Origin of the sequence: Nocardia amamiensis (genome assembly GCF_015477605.1) — a bacterium.
GTDB lineage: Bacteria > Actinomycetota > Actinomycetes > Mycobacteriales > Mycobacteriaceae > Nocardia > Nocardia amamiensis_A.
Genome location: NZ_JADLQX010000046.1, coordinates 15,079 through 40,629 on the forward strand (window position 1 = coordinate 15,079; position 25,551 = coordinate 40,629).

At 63.7% G+C, this 25,551-nt stretch carries 24 protein-coding genes and 2 pseudogenes; 13 read left to right on the plus strand and 13 right to left on the minus strand.

Annotated elements, in window-relative coordinates:
- Positions 1-3: 3 nt before the first annotated feature.
- The gene (locus IU459_RS34095; protein WP_195133724.1) at positions 4-1,116 is read left to right on the plus strand and encodes a winged helix DNA-binding domain-containing protein; all 1,113 of its coding nucleotides are present in this window, start codon (positions 4-6) and stop codon (positions 1,114-1,116) included.
- 255 nt (positions 1,117-1,371) lie between these two features.
- On the opposite strand, the gene IU459_RS34100 is transcribed toward IU459_RS34095, so the two are convergent.
- Positions 1,372-1,896 (minus strand): Lrp/AsnC family transcriptional regulator, encoded by a 525-nt coding sequence (locus tag IU459_RS34100; RefSeq protein ID WP_195133725.1) that lies wholly within the window; start codon positions 1,894-1,896, stop codon positions 1,372-1,374.
- Positions 1,897-2,057: 161 nt separating this feature from the next.
- Between IU459_RS34100 and hppD the strand changes: the two genes are divergently transcribed.
- The 7 genes from hppD to tuf all read left to right on the plus strand — a co-directional run bounded on the left by hppD (position 2,058) and on the right by tuf (position 9,170).
- The gene (hppD, locus tag IU459_RS34105) at positions 2,058-3,260 is read left to right on the plus strand and encodes a 4-hydroxyphenylpyruvate dioxygenase (protein ID WP_195133726.1); all 1,203 of its coding nucleotides are present in this window, start codon (positions 2,058-2,060) and stop codon (positions 3,258-3,260) included.
- A gap of 85 nt (positions 3,261-3,345) precedes the next feature.
- Complete coding sequence (locus tag IU459_RS34110; RefSeq protein ID WP_195133727.1) at positions 3,346-3,873, plus strand: DUF3558 domain-containing protein; 528 nt, start codon at positions 3,346-3,348, stop codon at positions 3,871-3,873.
- An 11-nt stretch (positions 3,874-3,884) separates the two neighbouring features.
- Positions 3,885-4,442, plus strand: coding sequence for a DUF3558 domain-containing protein (locus IU459_RS34115; RefSeq protein WP_195133728.1), 558 nt, complete (start codon positions 3,885-3,887; stop codon positions 4,440-4,442).
- A gap of 338 nt (positions 4,443-4,780) precedes the next feature.
- The gene (gene rpsL, locus IU459_RS34120) at positions 4,781-5,155 is read left to right on the plus strand and encodes a 30S ribosomal protein S12 (RefSeq protein WP_014353064.1); all 375 of its coding nucleotides are present in this window, start codon (positions 4,781-4,783) and stop codon (positions 5,153-5,155) included.
- 1 nt (position 5,156) lies between these two features.
- The gene (rpsG, locus tag IU459_RS34125; RefSeq protein ID WP_014353063.1) at positions 5,157-5,627 is read left to right on the plus strand and encodes a 30S ribosomal protein S7; all 471 of its coding nucleotides are present in this window, start codon (positions 5,157-5,159) and stop codon (positions 5,625-5,627) included.
- A 137-nt stretch (positions 5,628-5,764) separates the two neighbouring features.
- Positions 5,765-7,867, plus strand: coding sequence for an elongation factor G (gene fusA, locus IU459_RS34130; protein ID WP_195133729.1), 2,103 nt, complete (start codon positions 5,765-5,767; stop codon positions 7,865-7,867).
- A gap of 112 nt (positions 7,868-7,979) precedes the next feature.
- On the plus strand, positions 7,980-9,170 hold the full coding sequence (tuf, locus tag IU459_RS34135; RefSeq protein WP_067465738.1) for an elongation factor Tu: 1,191 nt from the start codon (positions 7,980-7,982) through the stop codon (positions 9,168-9,170).
- A 79-nt stretch (positions 9,171-9,249) separates the two neighbouring features.
- Here tuf and IU459_RS34140 read toward each other — a convergent pair whose 3' ends face one another.
- The 3 genes from IU459_RS34140 to IU459_RS34150 form a co-directional block, all read right to left on the minus strand.
- Entirely contained in the window at positions 9,250-9,894 is a 645-nt protein-coding gene (locus IU459_RS34140; RefSeq protein ID WP_195133730.1) for a hypothetical protein, read from the minus strand.
- Positions 9,895-10,056: 162 nt separating this feature from the next.
- The gene (locus IU459_RS34145; protein ID WP_195133731.1) at positions 10,057-10,692 is read right to left on the minus strand and encodes a hypothetical protein; all 636 of its coding nucleotides are present in this window, start codon (positions 10,690-10,692) and stop codon (positions 10,057-10,059) included.
- A 97-nt stretch (positions 10,693-10,789) separates the two neighbouring features.
- On the minus strand, positions 10,790-11,008 hold the full coding sequence (locus IU459_RS34150; RefSeq protein WP_195133732.1) for a hypothetical protein: 219 nt from the start codon (positions 11,006-11,008) through the stop codon (positions 10,790-10,792).
- 311 nt (positions 11,009-11,319) lie between these two features.
- Here IU459_RS34150 and IU459_RS34155 point away from each other — a divergent pair, with 311 nt between their 5' ends.
- Positions 11,320-12,201, plus strand: coding sequence for a helix-turn-helix domain-containing protein (locus IU459_RS34155; protein WP_195133733.1), 882 nt, complete (start codon positions 11,320-11,322; stop codon positions 12,199-12,201).
- Positions 12,191-12,397 (plus strand): DUF397 domain-containing protein, encoded by a 207-nt coding sequence (locus tag IU459_RS34160; protein ID WP_195133734.1) that lies wholly within the window; start codon positions 12,191-12,193, stop codon positions 12,395-12,397. Before IU459_RS34155 ends, IU459_RS34160 begins: the two co-directional genes overlap by 11 nt.
- A 303-nt stretch (positions 12,398-12,700) precedes the next feature.
- On the opposite strand, the gene IU459_RS34165 is transcribed toward IU459_RS34160, so the two are convergent.
- Positions 12,701-13,786: a fatty acid desaturase family protein gene (locus IU459_RS34165; RefSeq protein ID WP_195133735.1), complete on the minus strand. Its 1,086-nt coding sequence runs from the start codon at positions 13,784-13,786 to the stop codon at positions 12,701-12,703.
- 423 nt (positions 13,787-14,209) lie between these two features.
- On the opposite strand from IU459_RS34165, the gene IU459_RS34170 reads away from it, so the two are divergent.
- Positions 14,210-14,605 (plus strand): VOC family protein, encoded by a 396-nt coding sequence (locus tag IU459_RS34170; protein WP_195133736.1) that lies wholly within the window; start codon positions 14,210-14,212, stop codon positions 14,603-14,605.
- Between the two features lie 199 nt (positions 14,606-14,804).
- Positions 14,805-15,020, plus strand: coding sequence for a hypothetical protein (locus tag IU459_RS34175; RefSeq protein ID WP_195133737.1), 216 nt, complete (start codon positions 14,805-14,807; stop codon positions 15,018-15,020).
- A gap of 416 nt (positions 15,021-15,436) precedes the next feature.
- Here IU459_RS34175 and IU459_RS34180 read toward each other — a convergent pair.
- The 8 genes and pseudogenes from IU459_RS34180 to IU459_RS34215 all read right to left on the minus strand — a co-directional run.
- Positions 15,437-16,657 (minus strand): annotated as a pseudogene (locus IU459_RS34180) (AlbA family DNA-binding domain-containing protein); the annotation flags it as partial.
- Positions 16,658-16,893: 236 nt separating this feature from the next.
- Positions 16,894-17,505 carry a hypothetical protein gene (locus IU459_RS34185; RefSeq protein WP_195133738.1) on the minus strand — a complete coding sequence of 204 codons (612 nt, stop codon included), beginning with the start codon at positions 17,503-17,505 and terminating at the stop codon, positions 16,894-16,896.
- 281 nt (positions 17,506-17,786) lie between these two features.
- The gene (locus IU459_RS34190; RefSeq protein ID WP_195133739.1) at positions 17,787-18,854 is read right to left on the minus strand and encodes a hypothetical protein; all 1,068 of its coding nucleotides are present in this window, start codon (positions 18,852-18,854) and stop codon (positions 17,787-17,789) included.
- A 348-nt stretch (positions 18,855-19,202) separates the two neighbouring features.
- Positions 19,203-19,400: pseudogene (locus tag IU459_RS40225) on the minus strand (transposase); the annotation flags it as partial.
- 122 nt (positions 19,401-19,522) lie between these two features.
- Positions 19,523-20,704 (minus strand): hypothetical protein, encoded by a 1,182-nt coding sequence (locus tag IU459_RS34200; RefSeq protein ID WP_195133740.1) that lies wholly within the window; start codon positions 20,702-20,704, stop codon positions 19,523-19,525.
- 386 nt (positions 20,705-21,090) lie between these two features.
- On the minus strand, positions 21,091-22,551 hold the full coding sequence (locus IU459_RS34205; RefSeq protein WP_324199134.1) for a hypothetical protein: 1,461 nt from the start codon (positions 22,549-22,551) through the stop codon (positions 21,091-21,093).
- The gene (locus tag IU459_RS34210; protein WP_324199135.1) at positions 22,544-23,665 is read right to left on the minus strand and encodes a hypothetical protein; all 1,122 of its coding nucleotides are present in this window, start codon (positions 23,663-23,665) and stop codon (positions 22,544-22,546) included. Before IU459_RS34210 ends, IU459_RS34205 begins: the two co-directional genes overlap by 8 nt.
- A gap of 552 nt (positions 23,666-24,217) precedes the next feature.
- Positions 24,218-25,204, minus strand: coding sequence for a hypothetical protein (locus IU459_RS34215; protein WP_195133741.1), 987 nt, complete (start codon positions 25,202-25,204; stop codon positions 24,218-24,220).
- Positions 25,205-25,255: 51 nt separating this feature from the next.
- Here IU459_RS34215 and IU459_RS34220 point away from each other — a divergent pair.
- Positions 25,256-25,551 (plus strand): hypothetical protein (locus IU459_RS34220; protein ID WP_195133745.1); only part of this gene is annotated, 296 nt, incomplete at its 3' end.

A 25,551-nucleotide genomic window follows, 5' to 3' on the forward strand; every position in this document is an offset into this window, starting at 1 on the left:
GTCATGAAGCTGTCCACCCGGGTACTGAACCGGACCCTGCTGGCCCGCCAGCATCTGCTGGAGCGCTCGCGGCTGACCGTGCACGAGATGTGCGACCATCTCGTCGGGCTCCAGGCCCAGGATTCGCCGCCGCCGTTCGTCGGATTATGGAGCCGCGTCGCGGATTTCGATCCGAAAACGGTGTCGGACGCGCTGGAGGACCGCTCGCTGGTCCGGATCACCCTGATGCGCGGCACGATTCACCTGGTCACTCCCGCCGATGCGTTGCGGATCGCGCCGCACGTGCAGCCGGAACTCGAAAAAGTTCCCTTCCGTAAGGGTTTCAATTACGGCGCCATGGTCGGTCTGGATCCCGACGAGGTGCGCAGGCATGGCGAGGCGGCACTCGGCGACGAACCGATGTCCGCGGCGGACCTGCGCGCCCGCGCCGCCGACCTGTACCCCGATCGCGACGCGGGCGCGGTGCTGCAGACCTGGCTGTATCAGCTGCCGGTCCTGCAGACTCCGCCCCGCGGGAAATGGAAGGACAGCAGCAGGCCGATCTGGTCGAGGGTGGAGCCGTGGCTCGGCGCGCCGCTCGATCCGACATATCCGCTGGCGGAACTCCTCTTCCGCTACCTGCGTGCCTTCGGCCCGGCCAGCACGATGGACATGCAGACCTGGTCGAAGCTGCTCGGCATGAAGCGCGCGGTCGAACAACTCGGCGACCGGGTGCGCACCTACACCGACGAGCGCGGCCGCACGCTCTACGACGTCGCCGACGGCGAACTGGCCGACCCGGACCTTCCCGCCCCGGTCCGTTTGCTCGGTTGGTACGACAACGCGCTTCTCTCGCACCAGGATCGCACCAGAATCGTGCCGGACGGCGCGGCTCCTCCGCTGCGCGCCTTCGCCGCGCAGGTGTCTCCGATCCTGGTCGACGGGTTCCTCGCGGGGCTGTACAAGGTCTTCGCGAACACCGGGACGGCCCGGCTCCGGATCAGTCCGACGCGGTCATGGACGAAGGCCGAGCGCGCGGCCGTCGAGGTAGAGGCACACGATCTGCTCGCCTTCCTCGAGGCGGGCAAACAGGGGAGCGTGGAAATTCTCGACCCGGACGCCGACCTGCGTCCCTGAGCGGCCGGGAGTTCGGTGGCCATCTCCGACACTGCCGGTCGTCGGCCCAGGTATCGACCCGGCCGCACCACTGAGTCGCCGGTGGCATCGATCAGCCAGCCGTGTCGAGGGCACAGTGACTTCCCGCGAGATCGCCACCTGGCCACGGGGCGTGGCAGCTGATGGGACGAGCTCGATGGCGTCTGTCGACGCAGCGGCTGCCCGTGGGTGACTTTTCAGCGGAAGGCGGGCGCCGCGGATCGCCGGCAGACGCGGTCACGGCTCGCGAGGCGGGCGGTAGGCGGGCGCCTTGGTGGTCCCGGTGGGACTCAACGTGCGTAGCAGCGGTAGCGCCCGGCGCGCCACCACGGTGGACAGCACGATGACGCTGTGCGAGCGCACCACCGACGACGTCCGGTCGATGCTCAGCAGCACGGCTTGCAACCCGGCGTGCGAGTCGGCCCCGATCCGGCACAGCACGTCGCCCGAGCCGGTGGTGGCATAGGCCTCCAGCACGCCGGGGATGGCGTCGAGTTCGGCGGCCACCGCGTCCAGCGCGCCCTGGGCGATCTCCAGCGTGACGAACGCCTGCACGTCGAATCCCGCCGCGGTGACGTCGATGTGCGGGTCGTAGGAGGCGATCACGCCGGATTCCTCCATGCGCGCGATCCGCGACTGCACCGTCGCCCTGGCGACCTTGGTGCGGCGGGAGAGTTCGAGGATGCCCGCCTTCTGGTACTCGTGCATCGCGGTGAGGATGGCGAGATCGAGTTCGTCGACTTTCGCGGGTGTGCGCGACATGACGGCCTCCGTTTCGAGCACCGGCCAGGCTTGCCGCCTGTCCTGCTTGTGCTATTCAAATTGTCCAGCATTCAGGGCTGTTTCCTAGCCGAATTCGCCACACTGCGCAGCGCGAATTCGCGCTGTTGCCTACTGGGCGGGCCCGGCGATTTCCTTGGAACATGACCATCGAGCACCTGCCGAACGCCCGGTCCGGCGCCGTTCCCAGCGAGGGCGAGTTGCGCACGCTCGTCGGGCTGGTCGACCACGACGACAGCGGCGATCCCTTTCCGGTCATCGGATGGGACGCCCTGGTCTGGGTGGTAGGCAACGCCACGCAGACCGCGCATTTCCTGGAATCCGCCTTCGGCATGCGGTTGGAGGCGTACTCCGGTCCCGAGACCGGCAACCGCGACCACAAGGCGTTCGTCTTGCGCAGCGGCGCGGCGCGCTTCGTGATCACCGGTGCGGTGGACCCGGACAGTCCGCTGGTGGCCCATCACGATCGGCACGGCGACGGCGTGGTGGACATCGCGCTGGAGGTGCCCGATGTGGACCGCTGCGTGGCGTGGGCACGCGCCCACGGCGCCACCATCCTGGTCGAACCGCACGACGAATCCGACGACTTCGGCACGGTCCGCTCGGCCGCGCTGGCGACGTACGGCGACACCAGGCACACGCTGGTCGACCGTTCCGGCTACGACGGGCCTTACCTGCCCGGTTATGTCGCCCGGCGCTCGCAGTACCAGCGGCGCGACGGTGCGCCCACCCGGCTGTTCCAGGCGATCGACCACGTCGTGGGCAACGTGGAGCTCGGGCAGATGGACGAGTGGGTCGAGTTCTACCGGCGCGTCATGGGGTTCACGAACATGGCCGAGTTCGTCGGCGACGACATCGCCACCGAGTACTCGGCGCTGATGAGCAAGGTCGTCGCCAACGGGAATCACCGGGTGAAGTTCCCGCTCAACGAACCCGCCGTGAGCAAGAAGCGCTCGCAGATCGATGAGTACCTGGAGTTCTATCGCGGTCCGGGCGTGCAGCACATCGCACTCGCCACGGGCGACATCCTCGCCTGCGTCGACGCATTGCGCCGGGAAGGCGTCGAGTTCCTCCGGACACCGGACGCCTACTACGAAGACTCCGAATTGCGCGCTCGCATCGGCCGCGTCCGGGTCCCGGTCGAGGAACTCCAGCGTCGCGGCATACTCGTCGACCGCGACGAAGACGGCTATCTGTTGCAGATATTCACCAGACCGCTCACCGACCGGCCCACCGTCTTCTTCGAACTCATCGAGCGCCACGGCTCCCTCGGCTTCGGCAAGGGAAATTTCAAGGCGCTGTTCGAAGCCATCGAGCGCGAACAAGCCGCCCGCGGCAATTTGTGACCGATCCCGGCGGACGATCGCGGCGGCGGCCGGGCCGGGTTCGTCGGACCGGTACGCCCGTCGCGTAATCGGTAGAGTTCTTCCCATGCGGATCAAGTCGGCGGTCGTCCTCGCGACAGCCTTGGTGTTCGCGCTGGCGGCCTGTGGTTCGGACGCGCAGTCGGAGGACTCCGGTCCGTCGCGTCCGGCGCCGAAGGTGGTGGCGCTCGGCCCGTTCGTCGGGGAATGTGGGCATGTGACCGACGACGAGGTGCGCGACCTCGGTGGTCTCGGCCAGATCTCCGGGGTGTTCAAGAACGCGGTCGGCTGCAACTGGCGGGCGGCCGGAGTCGGTTCCGCCAGCATCACTTTCGCGTCCTATCGGGGCAGCCCGATCGAGCGCGAGCGAGCGTGGGTCACCGTCAACGGCCGCGCTCCCGATCCGATCAAGGTGGGCGGGCGCGAGGGATTCGCCGCGCTGGATCCGAGCGGGCAGATCTGCGATCTCGCGGTGCAACTCGGCGACGACTTCTTCGAGTGGTCGACGTCCTTCGGGTTCTTCTCCAACGCATCCGGCAACCCGTGCGACCGCAGCCGCGCCCTCGCGGAGCTGACCTTGAAGCGGTTGCAGTGAGGGGGAAGGGCGTGCATTCCAGACGAGGTCTGCGCCGTCGTGGTGCGGCCGCCGCCGCTGCCGTAGTCGTCGCGTTGGCCGCCGGCGGCTGTAGCCAGACGATCTCGGGGTCGGCGCGGCCGGTCGGCGGCAGTGAGCCGGTCAACACCAGGCTCGACAAACTGCTGCGGGAATGCGAGATCCTCTCCAAGGAGGAGATCGGCAAGGCGATCGGCGAGAACATCTCGGTCGAGGATTCGTTCTTCGGCGCGGTGTGCATGTGGGATCTGGTCGGCGCGCCCGGCGGCAACGGCATGGCCACGCTCAACTGGTACGAGAACGGCACGCTGAGCAACGAGAAGCAGACGAACAACAAGCTCGGCTACGTCACCACCAATGTCACCGTCCAGAGCGCTCTCGCGCTGCTGATCCGGCGGCCGAATGATCCCGACTCCTGCGGTGTGACGGCGAGTGCGCCGGACAACGGCGTGATCGGCTGGTGGATCAACTACCGGCCCGGCTCCGCCCACCCCGATCCCTGCGAGGCCGCCAAGAAGCTGATGGAGATGACCTTGAATCTGGCCCGGTAGAGCACGGTCATCGCGACCCCGCTTTGACCCTGTGTCCCGGCCGCGGGTATCGTGGACCGCTGTGCCCGGAAGCATGCGGGCAAGTTCGTGCGTGACCGTAGGCCAGCGAGAGCGGCTGACGACTCCAGCGTGCCCGGAATCCGGGCTCCGCACCGCGTGCGACACGCCCGACCTCGGGACGCGAGAAACGTGGCCGGACGTGCGAGTGAAAGCTCGATGACAGCGGAGTGAACGTCGGGCCCGAGACGGCAATGTGCCGCCGACGGCCCCGGGAGCGCCGCGAACGACAACAGACATGAAGTCCAGACACCGCGTTAACTAATAAGGAAAGCCGGTCTATGCCAACCATCAACCAGCTGGTCCGCAAGGGTCGCCGCGACAAGGTCGCCAAGACGAAGACCGCGGCCCTGAAGGGGAGCCCGCAGCGTCGTGGCGTGTGCACCCGCGTGTACACCACGACCCCGAAGAAGCCGAACTCCGCGCTGCGCAAGGTCGCGCGTGTTCGCCTGACCAGCGCGGTCGAGGTCACGGCCTACATCCCGGGCGAGGGCCACAACCTGCAGGAGCACTCCATGGTGCTCGTCCGCGGCGGTCGTGTGAAGGACCTCCCCGGTGTTCGCTACAAGATCATCCGCGGCTCGCTCGACACCCAGGGCGTGAAGAACCGCAAGCAGGCCCGCAGCCGCTACGGCGCCAAGAAGGAGAAGAGCTGATATGCCACGCAAGGGCCCCGCACCCAAGCGTCCGCTGATCAACGATCCGGTCTACGGTTCGCCGCTGGTTACGCAGCTGGTCAACAAGATCCTGCTGGACGGCAAGAAGTCCACCGCCGAGCGCATCGTCTACGGCGCGCTGGAGCAGGCGCGCGAGAAGACCGGCACCGACCCGGTGGTCACCCTCAAGCGCGCGCTGGACAACGTGAAGCCGTCGCTGGAGGTGAAGCCCCGCCGCGTCGGTGGCGCCACCTACCAGGTTCCGGTCGAGGTCCGTCCGGGCCGCGCCAACACCCTGGCCCTGCGCTGGCTGGTCAACTTCTCCCGCGCGCGCCGGGAGAAGACCATGGTCGAGCGTCTGGCCAACGAATTGCTCGACGCCAGCAACGGTCTCGGCGCCTCGGTCAAGCGCCGCGAGGACACCCACAAGATGGCCGAGTCCAACCGGGCCTTCGCGCACTACCGCTGGTGACGTCTGCCCGGCCCGTCGTCTGGGTCGGGAGGCACAGCCGGAACGCGGCACCCACCGGCCGCGTCCGGCGTTGATATAGAGGCGACCACAGGGTCGTCCCCGATAATCCCAACTAGCTACGAGCGGGGAAGATTTCCGTGGCACAGGACGTGCTCACCGACCTGAACAAGGTCCGCAACATCGGCATCATGGCCCACATCGATGCGGGCAAGACGACCACAACTGAACGCATCCTCTTCTACACCGGCATCACCTACAAGATCGGTGAGGTCCACGACGGCGCTGCCACGATGGACTGGATGGAGCAGGAGCAGGAGCGTGGTATCACCATCACCTCCGCTGCGACCACATGCTTCTGGAAAGAAAACCAGATCAACATCATCGACACCCCCGGGCACGTCGACTTCACCGTGGAGGTGGAGCGGTCGCTGCGCGTGCTCGACGGCGCCGTCGCGGTGTTCGACGGCAAGGAAGGCGTCGAGCCGCAGTCCGAGCAGGTGTGGCGTCAGGCCGACAAGTACGACGTGCCGCGGATCTGCTTCGTCAACAAGATGGACAAGCTCGGTGCGGACTTCTACTTCACCGTGCAGACCATCAAGGACCGCCTCGGCGCCAAGCCGCTGGTCATCCAGCTGCCGATCGGCGCGGAGGACACCTTCGAGGGCATCGTCGACCTGGTCGAGAACAACGCCAAGGTCTGGCGGGGCGAGACCAAGCTCGGTGAGCAGTACGAGGTCGTCGAGATCCCCGAGGACCTGAAGGAGCGGGCCGAGCAGTACCGCCAGGAGCTGCTGGAGACCGTCGCCGAGTCCGACGAGGCGCTGCTGGAGAAGTTCTTCGGCGGCGAAGAGCTGACCATCGACGAGATCAAGGGCGCCATCCGCAAGCTGACGGTGACCTCCGAGCTCTACCCGGTGCTGTGCGGCTCGGCGTTCAAGAACAAGGGCGTGCAGCCCATGCTGGACGCGGTCATCGACTACCTGCCCTCGCCGCTGGACGTGGAGGCCACCACCGGCCACGTGCCTGGCAAGGAAGACCAGCTGCTGACCCGTAAGCCGAACGCCGACGAGCCGTTCGCCGCCCTGGCGTTCAAGATCGCCGTGCACCCGTTCTTCGGCAAGCTGACCTACGTCCGCGTGTACTCCGGCAAGGTCGACTCCGGCGCCCAGGTCGTCAACTCGACCAAGGGCAAGAAGGAGCGCCTGGGCAAGCTGTTCCAGATGCACTCCAACAAGGAGAACCCGGTCGGCGCCGCCTCGGCTGGTCACATCTACGCGGTCATCGGCCTGAAGGACACCACCACCGGCGACACCCTGTGTGATCCGCAGAACCAGATCGTGCTGGAGTCGATGACCTTCCCGGACCCGGTCATCGAGGTCTCCATCGAGCCGAAGACGAAGTCCGACCAGGAGAAGCTGGGCACCGCGATCCAGCGTCTCTCCGAAGAGGACCCGACCTTCTCGGTCAAGCTCGACCAGGAGACCGGCCAGACCGTCATCGGCGGTATGGGCGAGCTGCACCTCGACATCTTGGTCGACCGCATGAAGCGTGAGTTCAAGGTCGAGGCGAACGTCGGCAAGCCTCAGGTGGCCTACCGCGAGACGATCACCAAGCGGGTAGAGAAGCTCGAGTACACCCACAAGAAGCAGACCGGTGGTTCCGGCCAGTTCGCGAAGGTCATCATTGCCCTCGAGCCGTTCGTCGGCGAGGATGGCGCGACCTACGAGTTCGAGAACAAGGTCACCGGTGGCCGTGTGCCGAAGGAGTACATCCCTTCGGTGGACGCCGGTGCCCAGGACGCCATGCAGTACGGTGTGCTCGCTGGCTACCCGCTGGTGAACATGAAGGTCACGCTGCTCGACGGCGCCTACCACGACGTCGACTCATCGGAAATGGCGTTCAAGATCGCCGGCGCGCAGGCGCTCAAGGAAGCGGCTCGCAAGGCCGGTCCGGTGATCCTCGAGCCATTGATGGCGGTCGAGGTCACCACGCCCGAGGACTACATGGGCGACGTGATCGGCGACCTGAACTCCCGCCGTGGCCAGATCCAGGCCATGGAGGAACGCAGTGGTGCCCGTGTCGTCAAGGCGCTGGTTCCGCTCTCGGAGATGTTCGGTTACATCGGTGACCTGCGGTCGAAGACCCAGGGCCGGGCGAACTACTCCATGGTGTTCGACTCGTACGCGGAGGTTCCGGCCAACGTGTCGAAGGAGATCATCGCCAAGGCGACCGGCGAGTGACACCGTCGGGGCAGGTGTCACACTTGCCCCGACAGCCGGGCGTCAGCACGACCCCTATCAATAACCGCACTGCTGCAACTGCACGCACCAACAAGTCCAGGAGGACAAAGAAGTGGCGAAGGCGAAGTTCGAGCGGACGAAGCCGCACGTCAACATCGGCACCATCGGTCACGTCGACCACGGCAAGACCACGCTGACCGCAGCGATCACCAAGGTGCTGGCTGACAAGTACCCGGATCTGAACGAGAGCTTCGCGTTCGATCAGATCGACAAGGCGCCGGAGGAGAAGGCTCGTGGTATCACGATCAACATCTCCCACGTCGAGTACCAGACGGAGAAGCGCCACTACGCGCACGTCGACGCGCCGGGTCACGCCGACTACATCAAGAACATGATCACCGGTGCGGCGCAGATGGACGGCGCCATCCTCGTGGTCGCGGCGACCGACGGCCCGATGCCGCAGACTCGTGAGCACGTGCTGCTCGCCCGTCAGGTCGGCGTGCCCTACATCCTGGTCGCGCTGAACAAGGCCGACATGGTCGACGACGAGGAGATCCTCGAGCTCGTCGAGATGGAGGTCCGCGAGCTGCTGGCCTCGCAGGAGTTCGACGAGGACGCGCCGGTCGTGCGGGTCTCCGGTCTGAAGGCGCTCGAGGGCGACCCGAAGTGGTCGGAGTCGGTGCTGGAGCTGATGGCGGCGGTCGACGAGTCCATCCCGGACCCGGTTCGTGAGACCGACAAGCCGTTCCTGATGCCGATCGAGGACGTGTTCACCATCACCGGTCGTGGCACCGTCGTCACCGGTCGCGTCGAGCGTGGCGTGATCAACGTGAACGAGGAAGTCGAGATCGTCGGCATCCGCGAGAAGACCACCAAGACCACCGTCACCGGTGTCGAGATGTTCCGCAAGCTGCTGGACCAGGGCCAGGCGGGCGACAACGTCGGTCTGCTGGTTCGTGGTCTGAAGCGTGAGGACGTGGAGCGCGGCCAGGTCGTCGTGAAGCCGGGCACCACCACCCCGCACACCGAGTTCGAGGGCCAGGCGTACATCCTGTCGAAGGACGAGGGCGGCCGCCACACCCCGTTCTTCAACAACTACCGTCCGCAGTTCTACTTCCGTACGACTGACGTGACGGGCGTTGTGACCCTGCCCGAGGGCACCGAGATGGTCATGCCCGGTGACAACACCGAGATGTCCGTCAAGCTGATCCAGCCGGTCGCCATGGACGAGGGTCTGCGCTTCGCGATCCGCGAGGGTGGCCGCACCGTCGGCGCCGGTCGCGTCACGAAGATCATCAAGTGATTCGCTGAATCGCTGAAAACGGCGCCGCTCCTTCGGGAGCGGCGCCGTTCGCGTTTTCGGGTGCGGTGTGGGCGGTGATTCAGCAGCCGTAGGCGCGACCCACAGCGGGTTCGCGCTCTGCTTCAGGGAGTTCGCGTAGGCAGCCGAACGGGACAACGCCCTCGTCGCTCATCTGTATACCGCTGCGTGCGGTGGGATTGACGCAGGTGAGGCCGGTCGTCGCGAGGCGGCAGGTGTAGTCGCCGAAGGTGAAGGTGCTGTCGTAGGGCAGGGTCTGTCCCTGGCCGTGGATGAAAAGCCCTGGATCGCCCCGGAATTGGCCGACGGTCATGCGCTGCGCGGAGTAGGTGACGTACCCGCCGAACCACTGTCCATACCCCTCGCTGGGCGCGGGCGCCGGTTGTTTCAGTTCGACCATGCAATCGAACCCATCCATGCCGAACGCGGTTCCGGTAATGCAGCTGATCTTGCGGGTCGGGCTGACGAAAGCGATATCCGCCTGCAAGTCGGTCACCTGGCCGCCATCGAGACTCGCCGAATGGTAAGGGCCGAGATCAATTGCGGAACCTTGGCGGACCCAATTGATCCGGTCCTGCAACTCGCTATCCCGGGACGCCGACGGGCCGGTTTCCGGCGAACCCGCGACCGGCTGCGGTTTTCCCGTCGTGCTGTGCGAACACGCACTCAACACCATCGCCACGCCGACCAGCACTGCCCACCGCATACAGCAGACACTAGCCCCTTGCGCGCCAATGTATTTCCCACGCCGGCGGAAGAACGGTCGATGACTGCACGACCCGGTACGCACCGCCCGACAAGTGGCAACGCCTTCTTGTTCGACTGTGCGGATTCTCGGCGGCACCTACCTGAGATCGACCTGCCACGATCAGAGTCGAGGCGACTTGACCACCACGCACGGACTGGTCAGCAGGGAGGTATCGGTCGCCAGCCCGGAAGCGAGCAGTGCCGCTGCGACGAGATTGAGAACCTGGGTAGCCGCGATGTCCGACCGGACATGGCCCGTAGCGGCGCGGCGCTGGAACTCCTCTGCCGCCGCTCTCGCATCCGAGATGTGCGGATCGGCGGCGGCGCGATCCTTGGAACCGGCGGACACGAACGCTTCCCAGATCAGCAGATCGAGCGAGCCGTCGAGCAGGCTTTCCGCGTCGACTCCGGCCCGGATCGGGCGGTGCAGCGTCCCCGCGATCCGGTGTGCCACGTACGACGCCTGTTGGACGCCGAACGCCAGTGTGATGGTTCCGGCCCCCGCGCACCACGGGCGTCCTGCCTCGCCTTCTCGTTGCCGCCCGAGCCCACCCGTGGAGGAAGGGTTGGGGATGAACAGCGGCGCTTCGAAACCGAGGGCGACCGGGCGCCCTTCGTTGAGGTCGGCCGCGAGCGAGGTCACGAGGTCATCCAAGTCGCGACCGCCACTCGCTTCGACCTCCGCTATTCGCCACCATCCGACATTCGCGAGTTTGCCGACGTCGACCGCGGCGATAACGAGCTGGTTGGGCGGCATACCAGCAACATATCCCCGTTCGCCTAGCTCCGTGTGGTCGGCCGCGTCCGAAGTAATGACGCGTTCTGGGTCACCGCGACCCATGGCTGTGCTTGATTCAGTCCCACGCCCAGAGCTGCCAGTACGGCAGGGGTGGCACGTTACCCTCGGGATCATCGACCGGCTCGACCTCGACCGTGTACTCGGGATTCCACGCCTTCAGCGCCACAACGAATCGCGCGATCACATCCGCTGGTGCTGTGTACGTGACAGCGGGGTCGCGCGGACCCTTGCCGAAGTCGACACGGGCCACTCGACGCGGCAGTTCGTCACTCATCGTTCGCGCACCCGCCTTCCCATTGGTGAGCACCCGGAACCGAGGTCTGGACCGCACCACCCAGCAACAGTCGCTCCTCGACCGTGCCGGATGTCCCAATGGCACAGGGCAGCTGCCACCGGGCTTTCCCGGTTCCGGGTGCGGCACCAGTAGACCGCCGAAACATCTAGGTGGATGGTCGATTTGGACGGTCCATTGGAATTCATCCGTTTCGCCAGCAACCCGTCCGTGCTGTGGGCACAATGGCATCCAGTACCACGCGAGAGACCATCCGTGAATCCGTCAGGTGCCACCCACGACAAGGGGGACGAATGGGGAAGATCCCGACCACGATTCCGCGCCGCCAGCTCGGCCGACGTCTCCGGGACATGAGACTCGAAGCGGGACTGTCGATCCAGGACGCCGCCCGGCTGATCGAACGCGGCGCGGGCACCCTGCAACGACTGGAGAAGGGCGAGGCGAACCGCATCCGGCTACTGGACATCCAGGCGCTGTGTCAGATCTACGACCGGATAGACCAGCTGCCTGGGCTGCTCGAGCTGGCAAAGGTGGCCGCGAGCGGGGACGGCGAGCAAGGACTGTGGTGGCACGAGTACGGCGACGCGATCCGGGCCGACTTCGAGTTGTACGTCAGCCTGGAGGCATCGGCATCGAAATTGACCGTCTATCGACCCGACATCATCTCCGGCCTGTTCCAAACCCCTGCCTACGCGAGGGCATTGGATACTCTCTACTTTCCGGACGCCTCACCGGACGACCTCGACCAGCGCGTGCGCGTCCGGCTGAACCGACAGCGGATCATCACCCGGCGGCGCAATCCGGTCGAGGTCGACGTGCTGCTCGATGAGAACGCTCTCCGCCGAATCGTGGGCGACCCGGACGTCATGGCAGGGGCATTGCGCCATCTCGCGAACCTGCCCGAGAACGTGACCATCCGGGTGTTGCCCTTCTCGGTCGGCTTCCCGCTCGGAGTTGCCTGCGGACCGTTCACCGTGCTGGACTTCGACCGCGCGACAGGCGAGCCGCCCACGGTGTACGTGGAAGGGTATCGGGGCAACATGTACTACGACAGGGCTGAGGCGGTTACCCAATATCGGGACACGTTCCAGACGCTGCAACGGGTAGCGTTGTCTCCGGCAGAGAGCACACACCTGCTGCGGCGGGTAGCGAAGGAGTACCAAGGTGAACGTTGACCTGTCCGGAGCGAAGTGGTTCAAGAGCAGCCACAGCGGCGGGGGCAACGATTGTGTAGAGGTGGCGCATCTGGCCGAGGGCATGGTCGGCGTGCGGGACTCCAAGAATCCGGCCGGTCCGGCGCTGGTGTTCACCCCTGGGGAATGGGATGCGTTCACCGCCGGTGTAGCCGATGGGGAGTTCAACCGGGCGTAGATCACGGAGGACCGATTACGAGAGCCTTGGAGGGCACGCCTTCCGGGGCTCTCGCTGTGTCTGGAGCGTCGAAACTGAATGCCAAAAGGAAACGGTAGAAGAACGACTCATGCCGATACCCACACTTTGCCTGTGGCCCTGCTGGGTGTGGGTTGCGCCAAACGGCGGGCTGGCTGCGCCTGCCCCATAAGGCCTGCCCGCTCGCGTAGAGGCTCCGAGTCAAGAGTGGGCGAAGCCCATCCCGCAGGGACGCCATCGGCGCTCTTGACGCCGAAGGGCGCGGGAACAATTGGGAGTATCTGTTCAACGGTTGCGTTGTGGCACTCCGGCATCCGGGTGTCGATCGGGAGTGCGCAGAGGAGCGCCGACGTGGTGCAGGTGTCTCAGCGCCTCGCGGTACGAGGCGATCAGCCCGGTTTCGTGGTAGGGCACGCCGATTTCGATGCAGTAATCGCGGACGATCACCTGGGCGTGACGCAGGTTCGGCGTCGGCATGCTTGGGAACAAATGATGCTCGATCTGATAGTTGAGCCCGCCGAGGGCGAAGTCGGTCAGCGCGCCACCCCGCACGTTGCGGGAGGTCAGCACCTGGCGACGGAGGTAGTCGGGGCGTTCATCGCCGGTCAAGGTTGGCATGCCCTTGTGGTTCGGGGCGAAGATGCAGCCCATGTACAGGCCGAAGAGGCCCTGGTGGACAGCGAGGAACGCGAAGGCTTTGTCGGCGGGCAGGACCGCGAACAGTGCGGCCAGGTAGGTGGCGAAGTGGCCGAACAGCAGTGTGCCCTCCAATCCGCGGTGTTTGACCGATCGATTTCTGAGCGCACGTACGCCGGCCACATGGAGGTTCAGGCCCTCCAGCAACAGGAGGGGGAAGAACAGGAACGCCTGCGCCCTCCCGATCAGACGAGCCATACCGCGGCTGGACCGTGCCTGCTGTTGTGACCAGACCAGAATGTCGGGCGCGACATCGGGGTCGAGTTCCTCGTGGTTCGGGTTGGCGTGATGTCGGGTGTGCTTGTCCTGCCACCAGCCGTAGCCCAGGCCGATGCCGGCGTTGCCGACGAGTCGTCCCATGAGCTCCGTCGGCTGCCGTAGCCGGAAGACCTGGCGGTGCGCGACGTCATGCATGACGAGTGCGATTTGAGCGAACGTCACGGCCATGAACGCCGCGACCAGCAGCGTCCACCACGAATCGCCGATGAGGACGAACGCCGCCCAGCCGGCTGCGAACGCGACCCCGACGAGGCCGAGCCGGACGGCGTAGTAGCCGGGACGCCGGTTCATCAGCCCCGCGTCGGAGATCCGGCGCAACAGACGGGCGTAATCACCGTCGGCGCCGCGCTGCGGTGACCGTGGAGATGACTCGGGGACCGAGGCAGGTGTCGTCATAGATCTTCCTGAGAGCTGAGTCGGAGACGCCACCTCCATCCGTCGACGATGCCGGCCGGTCGACGTCGGAGCGAGGCGCGATTTTCGATGCCCCGAAGCTATCGGCCGGATTCTCGTTTCACGTAACCCTTTGGTATGACATGGAATCGGACCGCAGTGTGATATTGGGATGCCTACCGAGGACCGAGGCGGCCGACCAGTTATCGGCCGACACATCCGGGTCGCCGGACCGGACGTCCGCTCCTGCCGCTGGGCGCGCGTTCGGCGTGGCGAGAGCGGCTGCGCCACAGGCACCTGCTCATGCCGAGTTGGGTGTCCAGATCAACGAGGTCGCCGACACAGCTCCAACCCTCATGACCGCTTCACCGGGCCGACAAAGGAAACCGCTGTTCGGAACAGTCTCGCACGCCTCGTGTCGCGCGTATGTCTTGCAGGATCACCGAACTGGTCATCGACTGTGCCGACCCACAACGGCTGGCGGAGTTCTGGTGCGAAGTCCTCGGCTACGTCGAACTCGGCTGGGAGGGCGACGACCACCTGGAGATCGGCCCACCCGCAACCGGCTTCGGCGGGCCGCAGCCGACACTGGTGTTCGCTCGCAGCGCCGAGCCGAAGCGCGGGAAACTGCCGCTGCACTTCGACGTGAACCCCACCGACCGCGATCAGGACGCGGAACTGGCACGGCTGCTCGCCGCGGGTGCGCGGAAGGTCGACATCGGCCATACCGCCGCAACCTGGCATGTACTGGCCGACCCGGAAGGGAACGAATTCTGCCTGCTCCGCCGCCGGGTCGGGGCAGTGGAGAGAGGGGGCGGTTGATGATCGAAGCTGATTACCATGCCAATCGACAGATTCGACAGGGCTATTCGAGGAAATCGGATCTCGAGGCTGCCGCGACCTGGCTTCGACCAATCACTGAGTTTTGCACCACCGATTCGAGGACAACACATTTCGGGTCATGCGTGGTGAGGGCTTGCCGATTAGGTTCGGCCGTCTACCCGATACCCGAGGAGTTCGAATGTTCGCAGTACGTGGATTTGCCGCCGCCCTGATCGGTGCCGCAACCCTGACCGGTGCTGGGGCGGCCGCCGCGGCGCCGTTGCCGCTCGAACCGCAGGCGCCCGGACCGGCCGTGTCGGTCGCAGGGAGCTGTGGTGGTATCACCGACCCGTTCGTAGCGCTGGTCTGCGCGATCAGCAGCCTGTCCGGCGGAGGCGGCACGGCCATTCGATAAGCAGCCGTGAAGTCGGCTCAGCCGAATAAGCCGCGCACGAAAGGCGCCGAGTTCGGCGGTGACGCGTTCACTGCCGAACCAGCCGAGCGGAAGCGGAGCGCACACAACGAATCGCACCCACCCAGCACCGCTGGCGTTCCCATGTTCGATGTGCCCTCGGCAGGACACGCAAAACATGGGCAACTGAAAAACGCCTGGTCGTTGTAGGTACGTATCCCGTCTAAGAATGGCGCTGGTAGGTCGAGTTGGGCAGTCGGCACCAACTCTGCGGTGCCCCGGCGGGTATACGACAGATTCCAGGCAGCCGTCGGCTAATCGTTCTCCCCCCGGAGATCAATGCGAGCATGTCTCGGCCTGTCTGTCGTTCGCACGCGTGCCCTTGAGTCGCGCAGGAATCGGGTCGGCCTGCCTCGGCCTCAGTGGGCGGCCACGCCATTCCCGGCGGCCCACGCAGCGAGATCAGCGGCTCGGTCGTAGTAGATGCCATATGGCTGGATCCCGCCATCGGCTCGCAGTACGCAGGTATCGGCAATTGCGAACTGGCCGAGGATGTCTATCGCCAGACTGTGAGCGGTCTGCACGGCCACGCTCTTGGATTCGATCAGCTCGTCGAGGTTTGCTGTCGCGCGCATCGAAGCGAGCACGGACATCACCGTGATCGAGTCGGCCACCGGCTCGTATTCGTCGATTGGGCCACCCTCGAAACCCCTCGTAGGTACCATTACACCCGCTGCCTCCATCCTGTCCGGCTGCCCGTGATCACTGGGACGGAGCCGGATCTGCGCCTGAAACTCACAGTCCCCACCAGCCCCGGATGCGGCGGAATGCCCAGAGAGCAAGAGCACCAAGGCCAGCAGATACACCTCGAAGAGGTCTTGCGCGATCGTCCCGGGCCACCCCGTTCCACCGCGCTGGATCGGGTATGGACACGGCACAGCGGCTAATCCTGCACCGTTGAAATGCAGCTCCGCAAAGGCGCGGTCCAGGCTGCTCAAATGGAAACCGAGGCCGCCGGGTCTGGTCACTACTGTCCGACGTACCGCGGGGTAGCCGGTCGTGTGGTCGAACAATTTCGCCCCGGGCAGCGGTTGGGTGGCCTTCGCCCATTCCTGGACTTCCGTTGCAGTCTGCCTGATGGTCGGTGAACCGACGCGGCGTTGCGTTCCAGGGGCGCTCGGATACAGCGAGAGCATCAGCCACACAGGGCGAGCAGCGGTACGGGCAACGCCTTCGTGCTGAACGGCATCGAGTGCGGCGGCCCGCTCGGTCTGTGAGGTGAACCGGTCACGGTAACGACACGCGATTTCCGGTTCGCGCAGGTAGCGGGTCGTCTGGCCATCCCGCAGGGGCCAGCTCAGAATGGTGCCGTCTCCGCCTCGGGCCACCGCATGTGGCGCATCTGGGCTGCGGGGAACTTCGATGACGTAGTAGCCCGTGGTCGCGCCAGTGCTGAGCGGAACCTGTTTTATATGAACTCCGGGAAGGAACGGACGGATCCCGTAGTGGCAGATCTTCTGCATGCGTTCGGTCTCGTCCGCGCTCAACGCTACCGGTTTCGAAGCATGGGCGGCCGAGTCCTGCTCCGCGACGCCGAGCACCAGGATTCCGCCGCTCGCATTGGCAAGTGCTGATACGTCTTTGGCGAGCTCTTGCCGCCCCTCGCCTTGTCACTGTAGAGCTCAGATTTCCGTCGAGATCCTCGGCCTCGGGAACCTGCGCGGCGATCGCGTCGGCGATCCGCTCAGCAGTGAGAGCATGAACCGGGACTCCGAACACGGCCGTCAATCGCGGGAAACTGCGCACGGCAGGCCATTATGCTCCCGGCCAGCCCTGCCTCAGGTGGCGGCGCGTGTGATCGGCGGGGCTATCGGCGCTATGGCCTCGCTTCACGCCAACGGGTGATTTCCTCGTATCGTTTGTCGAGGAGCGTGGCGATTTCTCCGCATCGTTCGAAGGTCTCCTCAACGGTGTCGTCGTCGAAGTCGTACCGCTGGCTGTTCGGGTCGTCGTCCCAGTGGCCGCCTTCGTCGGTCAGTCGGTGGGCGAACGAGTTGCGTTGTTTCGCGAGCCAGTCGTCGTGCTCGACGATCGCGTCCGCCTCCTCCCGGTCTGCCAGGAGGTTGGCCACAGCTTGAGCCTTCGGACGGAGTCCGCGTCGTGAGCCGGTGGGGAGCATGTCGGTCAGCAGCGATTCGAGTGCGCTGCAACACGATGCAATGATGGTGCCCGCGCCCACGGGTGCGGCCTCGCCATTGAGTATGCCTTGGACTTCGCTGAGCACCAGGTCCAATTCGCCCTGCCATCCCGGTACCCGATGCGACCCGGTCTCCTCCATCTCCGCAAGTCGCGCGAGTTCTGTGTCGATCGCTGCGCTTGTGGTCCTGTGCAGCCAGATCAGCGCACAGAGTCGGTACTGGAAGACCAGGACGTCGACATCCCCCTGGCCCAACGCCATGTACGGATCGGCCAGTTCGGGGTAGTTCATTGGATCCTGGGGGGAGGCCTGGAGTCGATGACACTCGATCGCAATGGCATGTAACGCCCTCAGTTTGCAGGCGGTTTTCGGTGGTGACGCGAGGGTGCTGAACCAGAGGCTTGGCGACTAGGTGTCAGTGTGCGAGGTGCTGGGTGGCGAACCGATCACCGAGGTCGCGCTCGATATGGGACGTCGAGGCAGTCGCTGGATATGTGGCATCGCCTGATCAAATAGGTCACTGGTATTGAGGTTAACCTAAGGCAGTCAAGGCGCGGTCGGAAAAGCATGATTCAGCAATCCGACGAGTATTTCTTCCAATGTATAGAATACGCCAGACGAAAAGCGATTGATGACATCAATAGACGACTCTTTTCGTAAGCTGCACTAAAATCAAGATCGTCAGGATCCCAATTCTCGGCAGCCCCTTCGTGAACAAGTGAATTTCTCATTTCTCTGACTTTAGTGAGATCATTGAACGATGCTGGCATTTTAATTCCCCTGTAAGTGTAACTAACCTTATATGGGTCATGGTGAAAGCGATACTCTTTCTTCAGGTAGTTGATTAGACCATGGACAGACATGCCGCCAGCCCGTAGTGAATCTATCTCCCTTTCAATCAATGCTTCCTTCAATGAATCGATCGATGCGAACCCGCCGGACAAGCTTATTAGATCGTTGTATCCTAACTCTTTCTTGCTGTCTGCAAGCTTTTCGGGAAAGCGCCTCAAGGTGTCAGCAACGGTATCTCGGAGGAATGCCTCGAATGCAGTCCACTGAAGAATTATTCCGCTCTGATGCACTGCTCGCCGAGCGTGATCATATGATTCTTCACTGGGTCCTACGGTGTGGGCTGCGCGAAGCAGATTTGATTGGAAATTTGGGTCGTCAAGGTTCATCTTCTGACTGTAAGAAACAGTTCGCTCGACTCTTATCTCAAATCTCTTCCGATCGACAGGTAGATCGCCAGCGGCTGGGTCTTTCTGGTATTCGGGCGGCCAAATAATCATTGACTCACCGGAGTTAGGATTTACTTTAATGTGACCCAGTGCCCCGCTTTCAGCCATGTCGGCCACCGTTGTGAGTGGCACTCCTTCATTCTTGGAATACCACTCAAGGCTGACCCAGCGGAATTTTTCAACAACTTCCTTGATGACTTGATCGGCCCCACCCATGGACATCTCCGGATGCGTATCGCCCACGATATTAATCGGGGGGAGGGTGGCTTCAGGATTCTGCTCAAGAAGTCCCCACATCAATGCATACGACAAACCAGTCAGTTGAGTAAACCGACTAATCGATCGGTAGTTGATCATATAGTTCGCAAAGGGTGCAAAACCATCTTCGAGCTCAGATGTCATGTACGGATGATACCCGTCAATGGGGCCCCGGCTCGAGCTGCAGATGAATAGCTACATAGAACGCACCGCTACCAGCCGTCGTACACTGCAATCTGCACACGCCGGTCAACTGGACTTATAGGTAGTCGCTATACCTCTTGCTAAAGACCATGCTCAGCGCATGTATCTGCAAGTATTCCGAATCAATCGGTGCAGTAAAGAGGCTCATCACAGATGAGGGTGTAGCGGTCGGCGGGGCGTCCGACAGCGACAGCGAGCGATCCGCGCTCGTTGGGCAAGAGATTGTCGCATGCAGCACTCGTCGATCCCTGCAAACAGAGTCGTGCCGTTGCTGTTCTCGATTACCCGCTAGGTGCGCCCGGCGCTGGGTTGCGTAGCTGGGCCACGGCCGTGATGTGCAAGGACCCGGTTGATCTTGCGGTTCCCCGCGCGGGAGAGCCGATGCCGATTCTGGTCTCCGGCGGAGGCGTCCAGGGGCGCGGTGCCGTTCCAGGAGGCGAATCGGTCTCGGTTGACGAACCGGCCGACGTCGCCGGTGTCGGCGAGAAGCCTTGCCGCACGGGGGTCCGATGCCGTACAGGTTCGTCAACGTGGATATGCCGTCTGAGGGATCGTGATCCTCTGCGGACCATCTCGCCTCCACGGCTTGACAGAGGAGCAAGCCAGTCTCACCAAGGTTCTCCGGGTGGCCAAGGTTCGGAGAGGTTAAGTAGACTCGCGGATGTAATGGGTGCCGCCTTCTCCGTCAACTCCATCCTGTCGAATTCGATTGTGACCCATGGAAGCCCATGATCAGCCGGGAGAGGGTGGCGTGGTGCCGGATGGCGCCAAAGTGTAGCTTCGGCCTCATTTATCTGCCAGGGCATCAGCTGGTTCACCAGAAGGACTGCGGAAACGTTGTGATTTCGCCAGTCGGGTCCAGCCCCGAAATAACCGTCGGGCTCCCTGATGCAGCGATCGATAATAATATCATTCTCAGGGGTCTCGGTTAACAACATCGCCTCATGTCCGTACAGTGCATTCGTGCTATGCCATCGATCAGAGTCAAAGATGTAGACGCCAACCGCGATGACGAACCCGGCATCCAAGCCACGGTAGGCGTGGTGTTTCTCAGCAAGTGCTGCCTGAATCGTGCCGACATCGTCTACGCGAGAAACCTCCGCTGGGTAGATGCCGATAGCTCGTCCGGGAGAGCCGTTCGCCCGCGCTCCAGGACTCTTTGGAATAACCCTGAATGTTGCAGCCCAACCGTTATCCTCCCAACGCCATTTCCGTGAGCGCTCAAGGTCAATATCATCCGGATTCAGACCCTCAAGCCAACGTTCCAACTGACTGCGTAGCCTGCTCGCCCGCGGCGGGTTCGGGCCCTCTCGGAGATCAACCAGATGCAGGAAGAAGTTGGGGCTCTCGGCCTGATTGACTATATCCAGCAGCACCGCCCTTCGGTTAGCCGCTGCCTTTGCCGCTGGGCTACTACTAGGTGAGATTGCTTCCACGTAGAACCCAGAACCATCACGCTCAGCGTAGAAATCGGGATGTCGGGTCGTGCCAGGCAAGTCTGGATGAACAGTCACGTGATACCCGGCCCGTATCAGGCATTCGTGCAGGTAAAGCTCCAGGAACCCGCTTCTAAACTGGTCATCCTGGCCCGAGCGGAGTCGGTTCCGCAGGTCCGAGTACTCCACGTCATCACCGATATGGTCCGCCCAGTCCTGCATGAGGTGCCGCGGGTGACCCCAGTACGCGCCTGATACCCGATTGAGGAAAGTGAAGCTCGGCTCTCCGTGGCGACAGGGCGAGGGATCGGTACGTTCGACCAAATCGAAGATTGGTTGTCTCTCGGAGATCATGTCAGCATCCACGGTCGATATGTCACCCTCCAAATTCTACTTCCACAACGCCGCCGAGTCCCCACAATCTAATCGCATTTCTGATCAACAGATTGGGAGAATTCCGCCGGGCACCGCCTTACGACCAATCATCGGCAGGACGCTGAGTCAAGTTCACGACCTCGGCCCTCACTTGTCGACAGAAGTAGAACGTTCGTGACGTGCACACTTCGTTCGTTACCATTCCTGGGGCAATGGCTGCCGGGTGCGAGGACCTGCTGGCGTGCAGTGAATCACCGTCGTGCCCGGTGCCATTCGACTCCGGACACGACGTCACCCCGGCCGGGACTGGGCGCAGACGCAAGTTGAGGGATAGGTTGCCGCGTCGGCTGGGGCCTCCCCTGTCGCTAATCGAGGAAGTAGGCGTCGACCTTTTCATCGGAATCCAGGATCTCGTCCGAAGCCACGCCGAGTTCCACCGCTAGCTCGACCGATCCGACGAGCGCGACCTGCACGTCAGGCGAGAAGGCTCGTTCGAGCAGCCCGAGGTAGTCCGACATGCTCTGGTCCAGCTTTTCCAGTATGGCCTGGTATTCCGCGGCGAGTTGCTCGTCGAGCGTGTGCTGCTCGTCGAGGTAACGCTCGATCAGCGCCGCCTCTCGCTTCGTCAACGACGATGCGGCGGCCTTGTACATCACAGCGCCGACCGTGGTGCCGATGACGGCGCCGAGGACGGGGATGGGGATGGTCGCCTGGCCGACGCAAGCGCCCAGCGCGCGTACTGCGGCCTGCAAGGCGATGAGCTCGGAGTTCTCGATGAACGCGAGTTCATCGATCTGGCCCCGGCGCAGCTTGTTCGCTTGTTCTGCGATGCTGAAGGATGTGGTGACGATCGAGCTGGCGACGGCTGCGGAGGTCGCGGTGAAATTTGTGAGCGCGTAGATGCTCAGTCCTCGGACGCCGCCCTTGCCGAAACCTGAGCCGGTCTCGCCTGCGAGGTCGAGCCAGTCGCGCTCGCTGAACTCACTGAGCCTCTTGCCTTCCCGACGCTTGGCGATCACGGCCAGTACGAACGCGGTCGCGCCCGCGGTCGCGGCGGCGGTGAGTGCGGCCGTGTTTCCTTCTTGCAGCGTCGGGCGGCTGCGCTGGTAGGCATCGTGGCGCAGGGACCGGTCCGTGGCGTGGAGCGAGCCCTTTTCGGCCGCCATGGTCGAGGTGTAGACATCGCGCTGCACTTCGTTGTACTCGAGCGTCGAGGGCTCGAGCGATTCGAAGCCGACCGATCTGGTTTGGAAGAACGTCTGGACCCGCTGCCAGTCTCTGAGGGAAGGTCCGTCGCCGCTGCGTGACAGTAGCTTGCTCGCTTCCTCGGGTGACAAGGCATGTAGCCGCTGGATCACCTCGAAGTGATCACGGGGGATCTGGTATTTCCCACCGTTGCGCACGTATTCGGGATACTTCTGGAGGTGCTCGGTGATCGCGCCCAGTGAGAAGCGGCCACCCGCTGCGACGAATTTCTGCTGGATCTCGACACTTCCGCGCATCAGGTCGACGGGTCCGTTGTCGTTGACCCACTGGTAGACGGCCTCGTGGCCGAGGATCTGCTTTCGGGCGTTGCCAATCCCGACCTCGGCGATCTCGGCGATGAAGCCGTGCATGCCATGCTGTCCGCCGCGGTTGGCGGCGACCACCTCGAGGTCGATCTTCCGGATGGCTTCATCGACGCTGGTGAGCGCGTCGCGAAGGTGCTCGTCCTGCTGGCTGAGCGCGCTCAGAAGGTTGTCTATGCGGAGCTGGTTGAGATAGCTCACCCAGGAAGCAACTGCCTGCTCCTGGGTGCCCGTGACGAACTCGGCAGCGTCACTCACTCTCGGCATCCTGTTCGATGCGCATGCTCAGCATGCTCGCGCACGACTTCGTGTTGTTCACCAACGTAGCGAGTGTCGACCGCTCGGCAGGGGCGAGCGCGTGGAAATCGGCGCGGAAGTGCACCAAGGCTTCGCCGTAACTCTGTACCAGCCCTTCGCGCAGCGAGGTCGTCCGCTGGAGGAGGTCGTCGAGCCGAGCATCCATGCCTTCGACGAGGGCGGTGTTGTGCTTTATCGCAGTCAGCGCTTCGTGCTTCGCCTCTCGATTCTCGAACCTCTTCTTCGCGAACAGGGCGATCGACGCGAGTAGGGTTGCGCCCGCGATGGTCCAGCCGATCGGGCCGGCAAGCGCGAGCAATGTGGTGCCTGCCGCAGTGCCGCCGCCACCGGCGGCCAGCGCGCCGCCACCGAGCCACGCCAGTGCTGCCTGGCTGGCTGCCGCCCCGGAAAGGGTCGAGATCGCGGTGCCGGTCGACGCTGTCCCGAAGGTGGTGGCGACCCACATCGCCGCCGACGGCGCCAGGCCCGCTACCGCGGTGCCCGCCGCGAACCCGGCGCCGGCGCCGGCAGCCGACAACCGCGCCGCTTCCAGCTCTTTCTGAGCGAAATCCTCCGCGTTCCAGAACCGTTTCCGATGTACCTCGATCTCGTCGAAGTCGGTATCGAATGATTTCGGGGTGTTGGCGATGCTGTTCACCAACTGCTCGACCAGCTCGATCAGGTCCGTCGAACGTTCGCGCTGACGCAACAGAGACAGGCCCCTGTCGGCCATCGCCGTGAAGACACCGTTGTATTCCGCTACGGCCATCTCGTAGGGGTCCGGCCCCTTCGTAGTCAGCTTCTCGACCCTGCCCCTGGCAGCGTCCTTGATGTTGCCGACCTGCCCGGCGAACTGCGATGAAGCGGTTCGCGCCGCCTTGCCGATACCGTCGACGGTCCTGCCGATGCCCTCCTTGGCGTTGCCTACGTTGAGCTTGGCATTGTCTACGTCGATCTGTTCTACCATCGCACCCCTCCAACACCATTGCGGCTCAAGAACATAACGGAGAATATCAACCACATGTTGTCGCGTCTGGCTGAATACTGACTCTGGCAGGCACTTCGTGATTGACACAGCTTGAGATCTATTGAGGTGCAGAGGTTGGTTCATCGCCGGTGTTGCGATCGTGGGATGTTGAGGGTTCTGTTTCCGCACCTGGACCGGATGGTCATAGGTGCGGTCCGCGCTCAACCTGTTAGAAGCCAACCTAGCGCAAATCGATGTTGTCGAAGGACATGTCACCTCCGGAACGCACCCTGCGCGCTCTGACCCTCCACCAGGAGAACGGATCATCCTGTGCCGTGGAGTGGATCAGCTACCGGGAATCTTGTGCAGCGTTTGGGTAGGGGCTTTGCGGTAGTTGGAGAGTGTTCCGTCCCCGGCGGCGGTGTCTTGGCGATGAACTTTCCCCAGCCGGACTGCGTTGACGGCTTGGTCGATCATTTCCTCGAAATCCTGTCGGGCAATATGAGCGTTGGCCTGTATCTGACTTGCAGCTAATTTGGTGTGTGCCTTACTAGCAGGCATGTTGTCGAGCGATGCGATCGGTGGAGGAAAAATTCGTGTATCTGGGCAGTGCTGCTGTGTCAGCGTCGCCCCACCGTAATGTCGGGCTATCCATCAGAATTACCTCGTATGCTGCGGATATTTCTTCTCGTCAATTAGATCGAGCACAAGAGCATGCAGGGTAGACATGTCGATGATGGGCAAAGCCGATACCGGGATCTCCCACCTGGAGATTGACCATGCGCGCGCCAGCAAGTGTTTGCTCCATCTCCTGCGTTCACGTAGTCCCGAGTGCGCTTGCCTGTTGGTCCGCACCCCCGAACTCTCTGAGTTGACCGCAAATGCCACGGCCCGTTCTTCGGCACTGCCAACGACCTCAGCGATCGTGGTGAGCGCGGCGGCCTGCTCGGGCGGTTCCATGATGGTGCAGGCGATGGTTTCGGCGCGTTCGGGATCGGTCTGGGCCACCACTCGGGCGATTCTGACGAGTGCGTTGGCCTGCTCGTGCGGGCTGGTGATGGTGTGGGCGATGGTTTCGGCGCGTTCGGTGAGCCGAGCAGCGCGTTCAGGATCGGTGCCAGCTACTACCTCGATGATCCTGATGAGTGCGGCACCTTGCCAAGACGGGTCGGTGATGGTGTGCGCGATGGTTTCGGCGCGTTCGGGATCGGTGTGGGCCACCACCTGGGCGATTGCGGCGAGTGCGTTGGCCTGTAGGTAAGGGTCAGCGGTGCAGGCGATGGTTTCGGCGCGTTCGGGATCGGTGTGGGCCACCACCCGGGCGACTGTGGCGAGTGCGATGGCCTGCGCGTACAGGTTGGTGATTGTGTGGGCGATGGCTTCGGCGCGTTCAGTGAGACGGGCCGCACGCCCGGGATCGATGGCGGCCGCCACATCAATGATTCTGACGAGCGCGATGGCCCGAGAGTCCGGGTCGGTGATGGTGTGGGCGATGGCTTCGATGTGTTCGGTGAGTCGGGCCGCGCGTTCGGGATCACTCCGGGTCACCGCAAGGGCGATTTCGGTGAGCGCTTCGGTCTGTAAGTAACTGTCGGCGATTCTATGGGCGATGGTTTCGGCGCGTTCGGGATCGGTTCGGGCCACCACCACAGAAATGTTGGCGAGCGAACCGGAAAGTCGGTCCCGGTCGGTGATGGTGTGGGCGATGGTTTCGGCGCGTTCGGTGAGACGGGCGGCGTGTTCGGGATCGGTGCCAGCTACTACCGTGCTGATTTTCGCGAGCGTGTCGACTTGGTGGCCGGGGTCGGTGATGGTGTGGGCGATGGTTTCGGCATGTTCGGTGAGTCGGGCTGCGTGCTCGGGATCGGGAGGAATTGTCAAAACCTGTGGTTCGGTCTGTTTCAGGCGACCTCCGTTCGGGTGGTGTCGGCCGGGTCGGGTGAGGATGCGGGGGTGATCTCGCGGGGTCGTTCGAGCAGCTTGCCCTTGTGGAA

What these genes read in the sequence shown, in the direction of transcription:
- IU459_RS34095 (WP_195133724.1), top strand. Translation starts at nt 4, where the DNA reads ATGAAGCTGTCCACCCGGGTACTGAACCGGACCCTGCTGGCCCGCCAG.
- IU459_RS34100 (WP_195133725.1), bottom strand. Translation starts at nt 1,896, where the DNA reads ATGTCGCGCACACCCGCGAAAGTCGACGAACTCGATCTCGCCATCCTC.
- hppD (WP_195133726.1), top strand. Translation starts at nt 2,058, where the DNA reads ATGACCATCGAGCACCTGCCGAACGCCCGGTCCGGCGCCGTTCCCAGC.
- IU459_RS34110 (WP_195133727.1), top strand. Translation starts at nt 3,346, where the DNA reads ATGCGGATCAAGTCGGCGGTCGTCCTCGCGACAGCCTTGGTGTTCGCG.
- rpsL (WP_014353064.1), top strand. Translation starts at nt 4,781, where the DNA reads ATGCCAACCATCAACCAGCTGGTCCGCAAGGGTCGCCGCGACAAGGTC.
- rpsG (WP_014353063.1), top strand. Translation starts at nt 5,157, where the DNA reads ATGCCACGCAAGGGCCCCGCACCCAAGCGTCCGCTGATCAACGATCCG.
- IU459_RS34140 (WP_195133730.1), bottom strand. Translation starts at nt 9,894, where the DNA reads ATGCGGTGGGCAGTGCTGGTCGGCGTGGCGATGGTGTTGAGTGCGTGT.
- IU459_RS34145 (WP_195133731.1), bottom strand. Translation starts at nt 10,692, where the DNA reads ATGCCGCCCAACCAGCTCGTTATCGCCGCGGTCGACGTCGGCAAACTC.
- IU459_RS34150 (WP_195133732.1), bottom strand. Translation starts at nt 11,008, where the DNA reads ATGAGTGACGAACTGCCGCGTCGAGTGGCCCGTGTCGACTTCGGCAAG.
- IU459_RS34155 (WP_195133733.1), top strand. Translation starts at nt 11,320, where the DNA reads ATGGGGAAGATCCCGACCACGATTCCGCGCCGCCAGCTCGGCCGACGT.
- IU459_RS34165 (WP_195133735.1), bottom strand. Translation starts at nt 13,786, where the DNA reads ATGACGACACCTGCCTCGGTCCCCGAGTCATCTCCACGGTCACCGCAG.
- IU459_RS34170 (WP_195133736.1), top strand. Translation starts at nt 14,210, where the DNA reads ATGTCTTGCAGGATCACCGAACTGGTCATCGACTGTGCCGACCCACAA.
- IU459_RS34175 (WP_195133737.1), top strand. Translation starts at nt 14,805, where the DNA reads ATGTTCGCAGTACGTGGATTTGCCGCCGCCCTGATCGGTGCCGCAACC.
- IU459_RS34185 (WP_195133738.1), bottom strand. Translation starts at nt 17,505, where the DNA reads ATGAACTACCCCGAACTGGCCGATCCGTACATGGCGTTGGGCCAGGGG.
- IU459_RS34190 (WP_195133739.1), bottom strand. Translation starts at nt 18,854, where the DNA reads ATGACATCTGAGCTCGAAGATGGTTTTGCACCCTTTGCGAACTATATG.
- IU459_RS34200 (WP_195133740.1), bottom strand. Translation starts at nt 20,704, where the DNA reads ATGATCTCCGAGAGACAACCAATCTTCGATTTGGTCGAACGTACCGAT.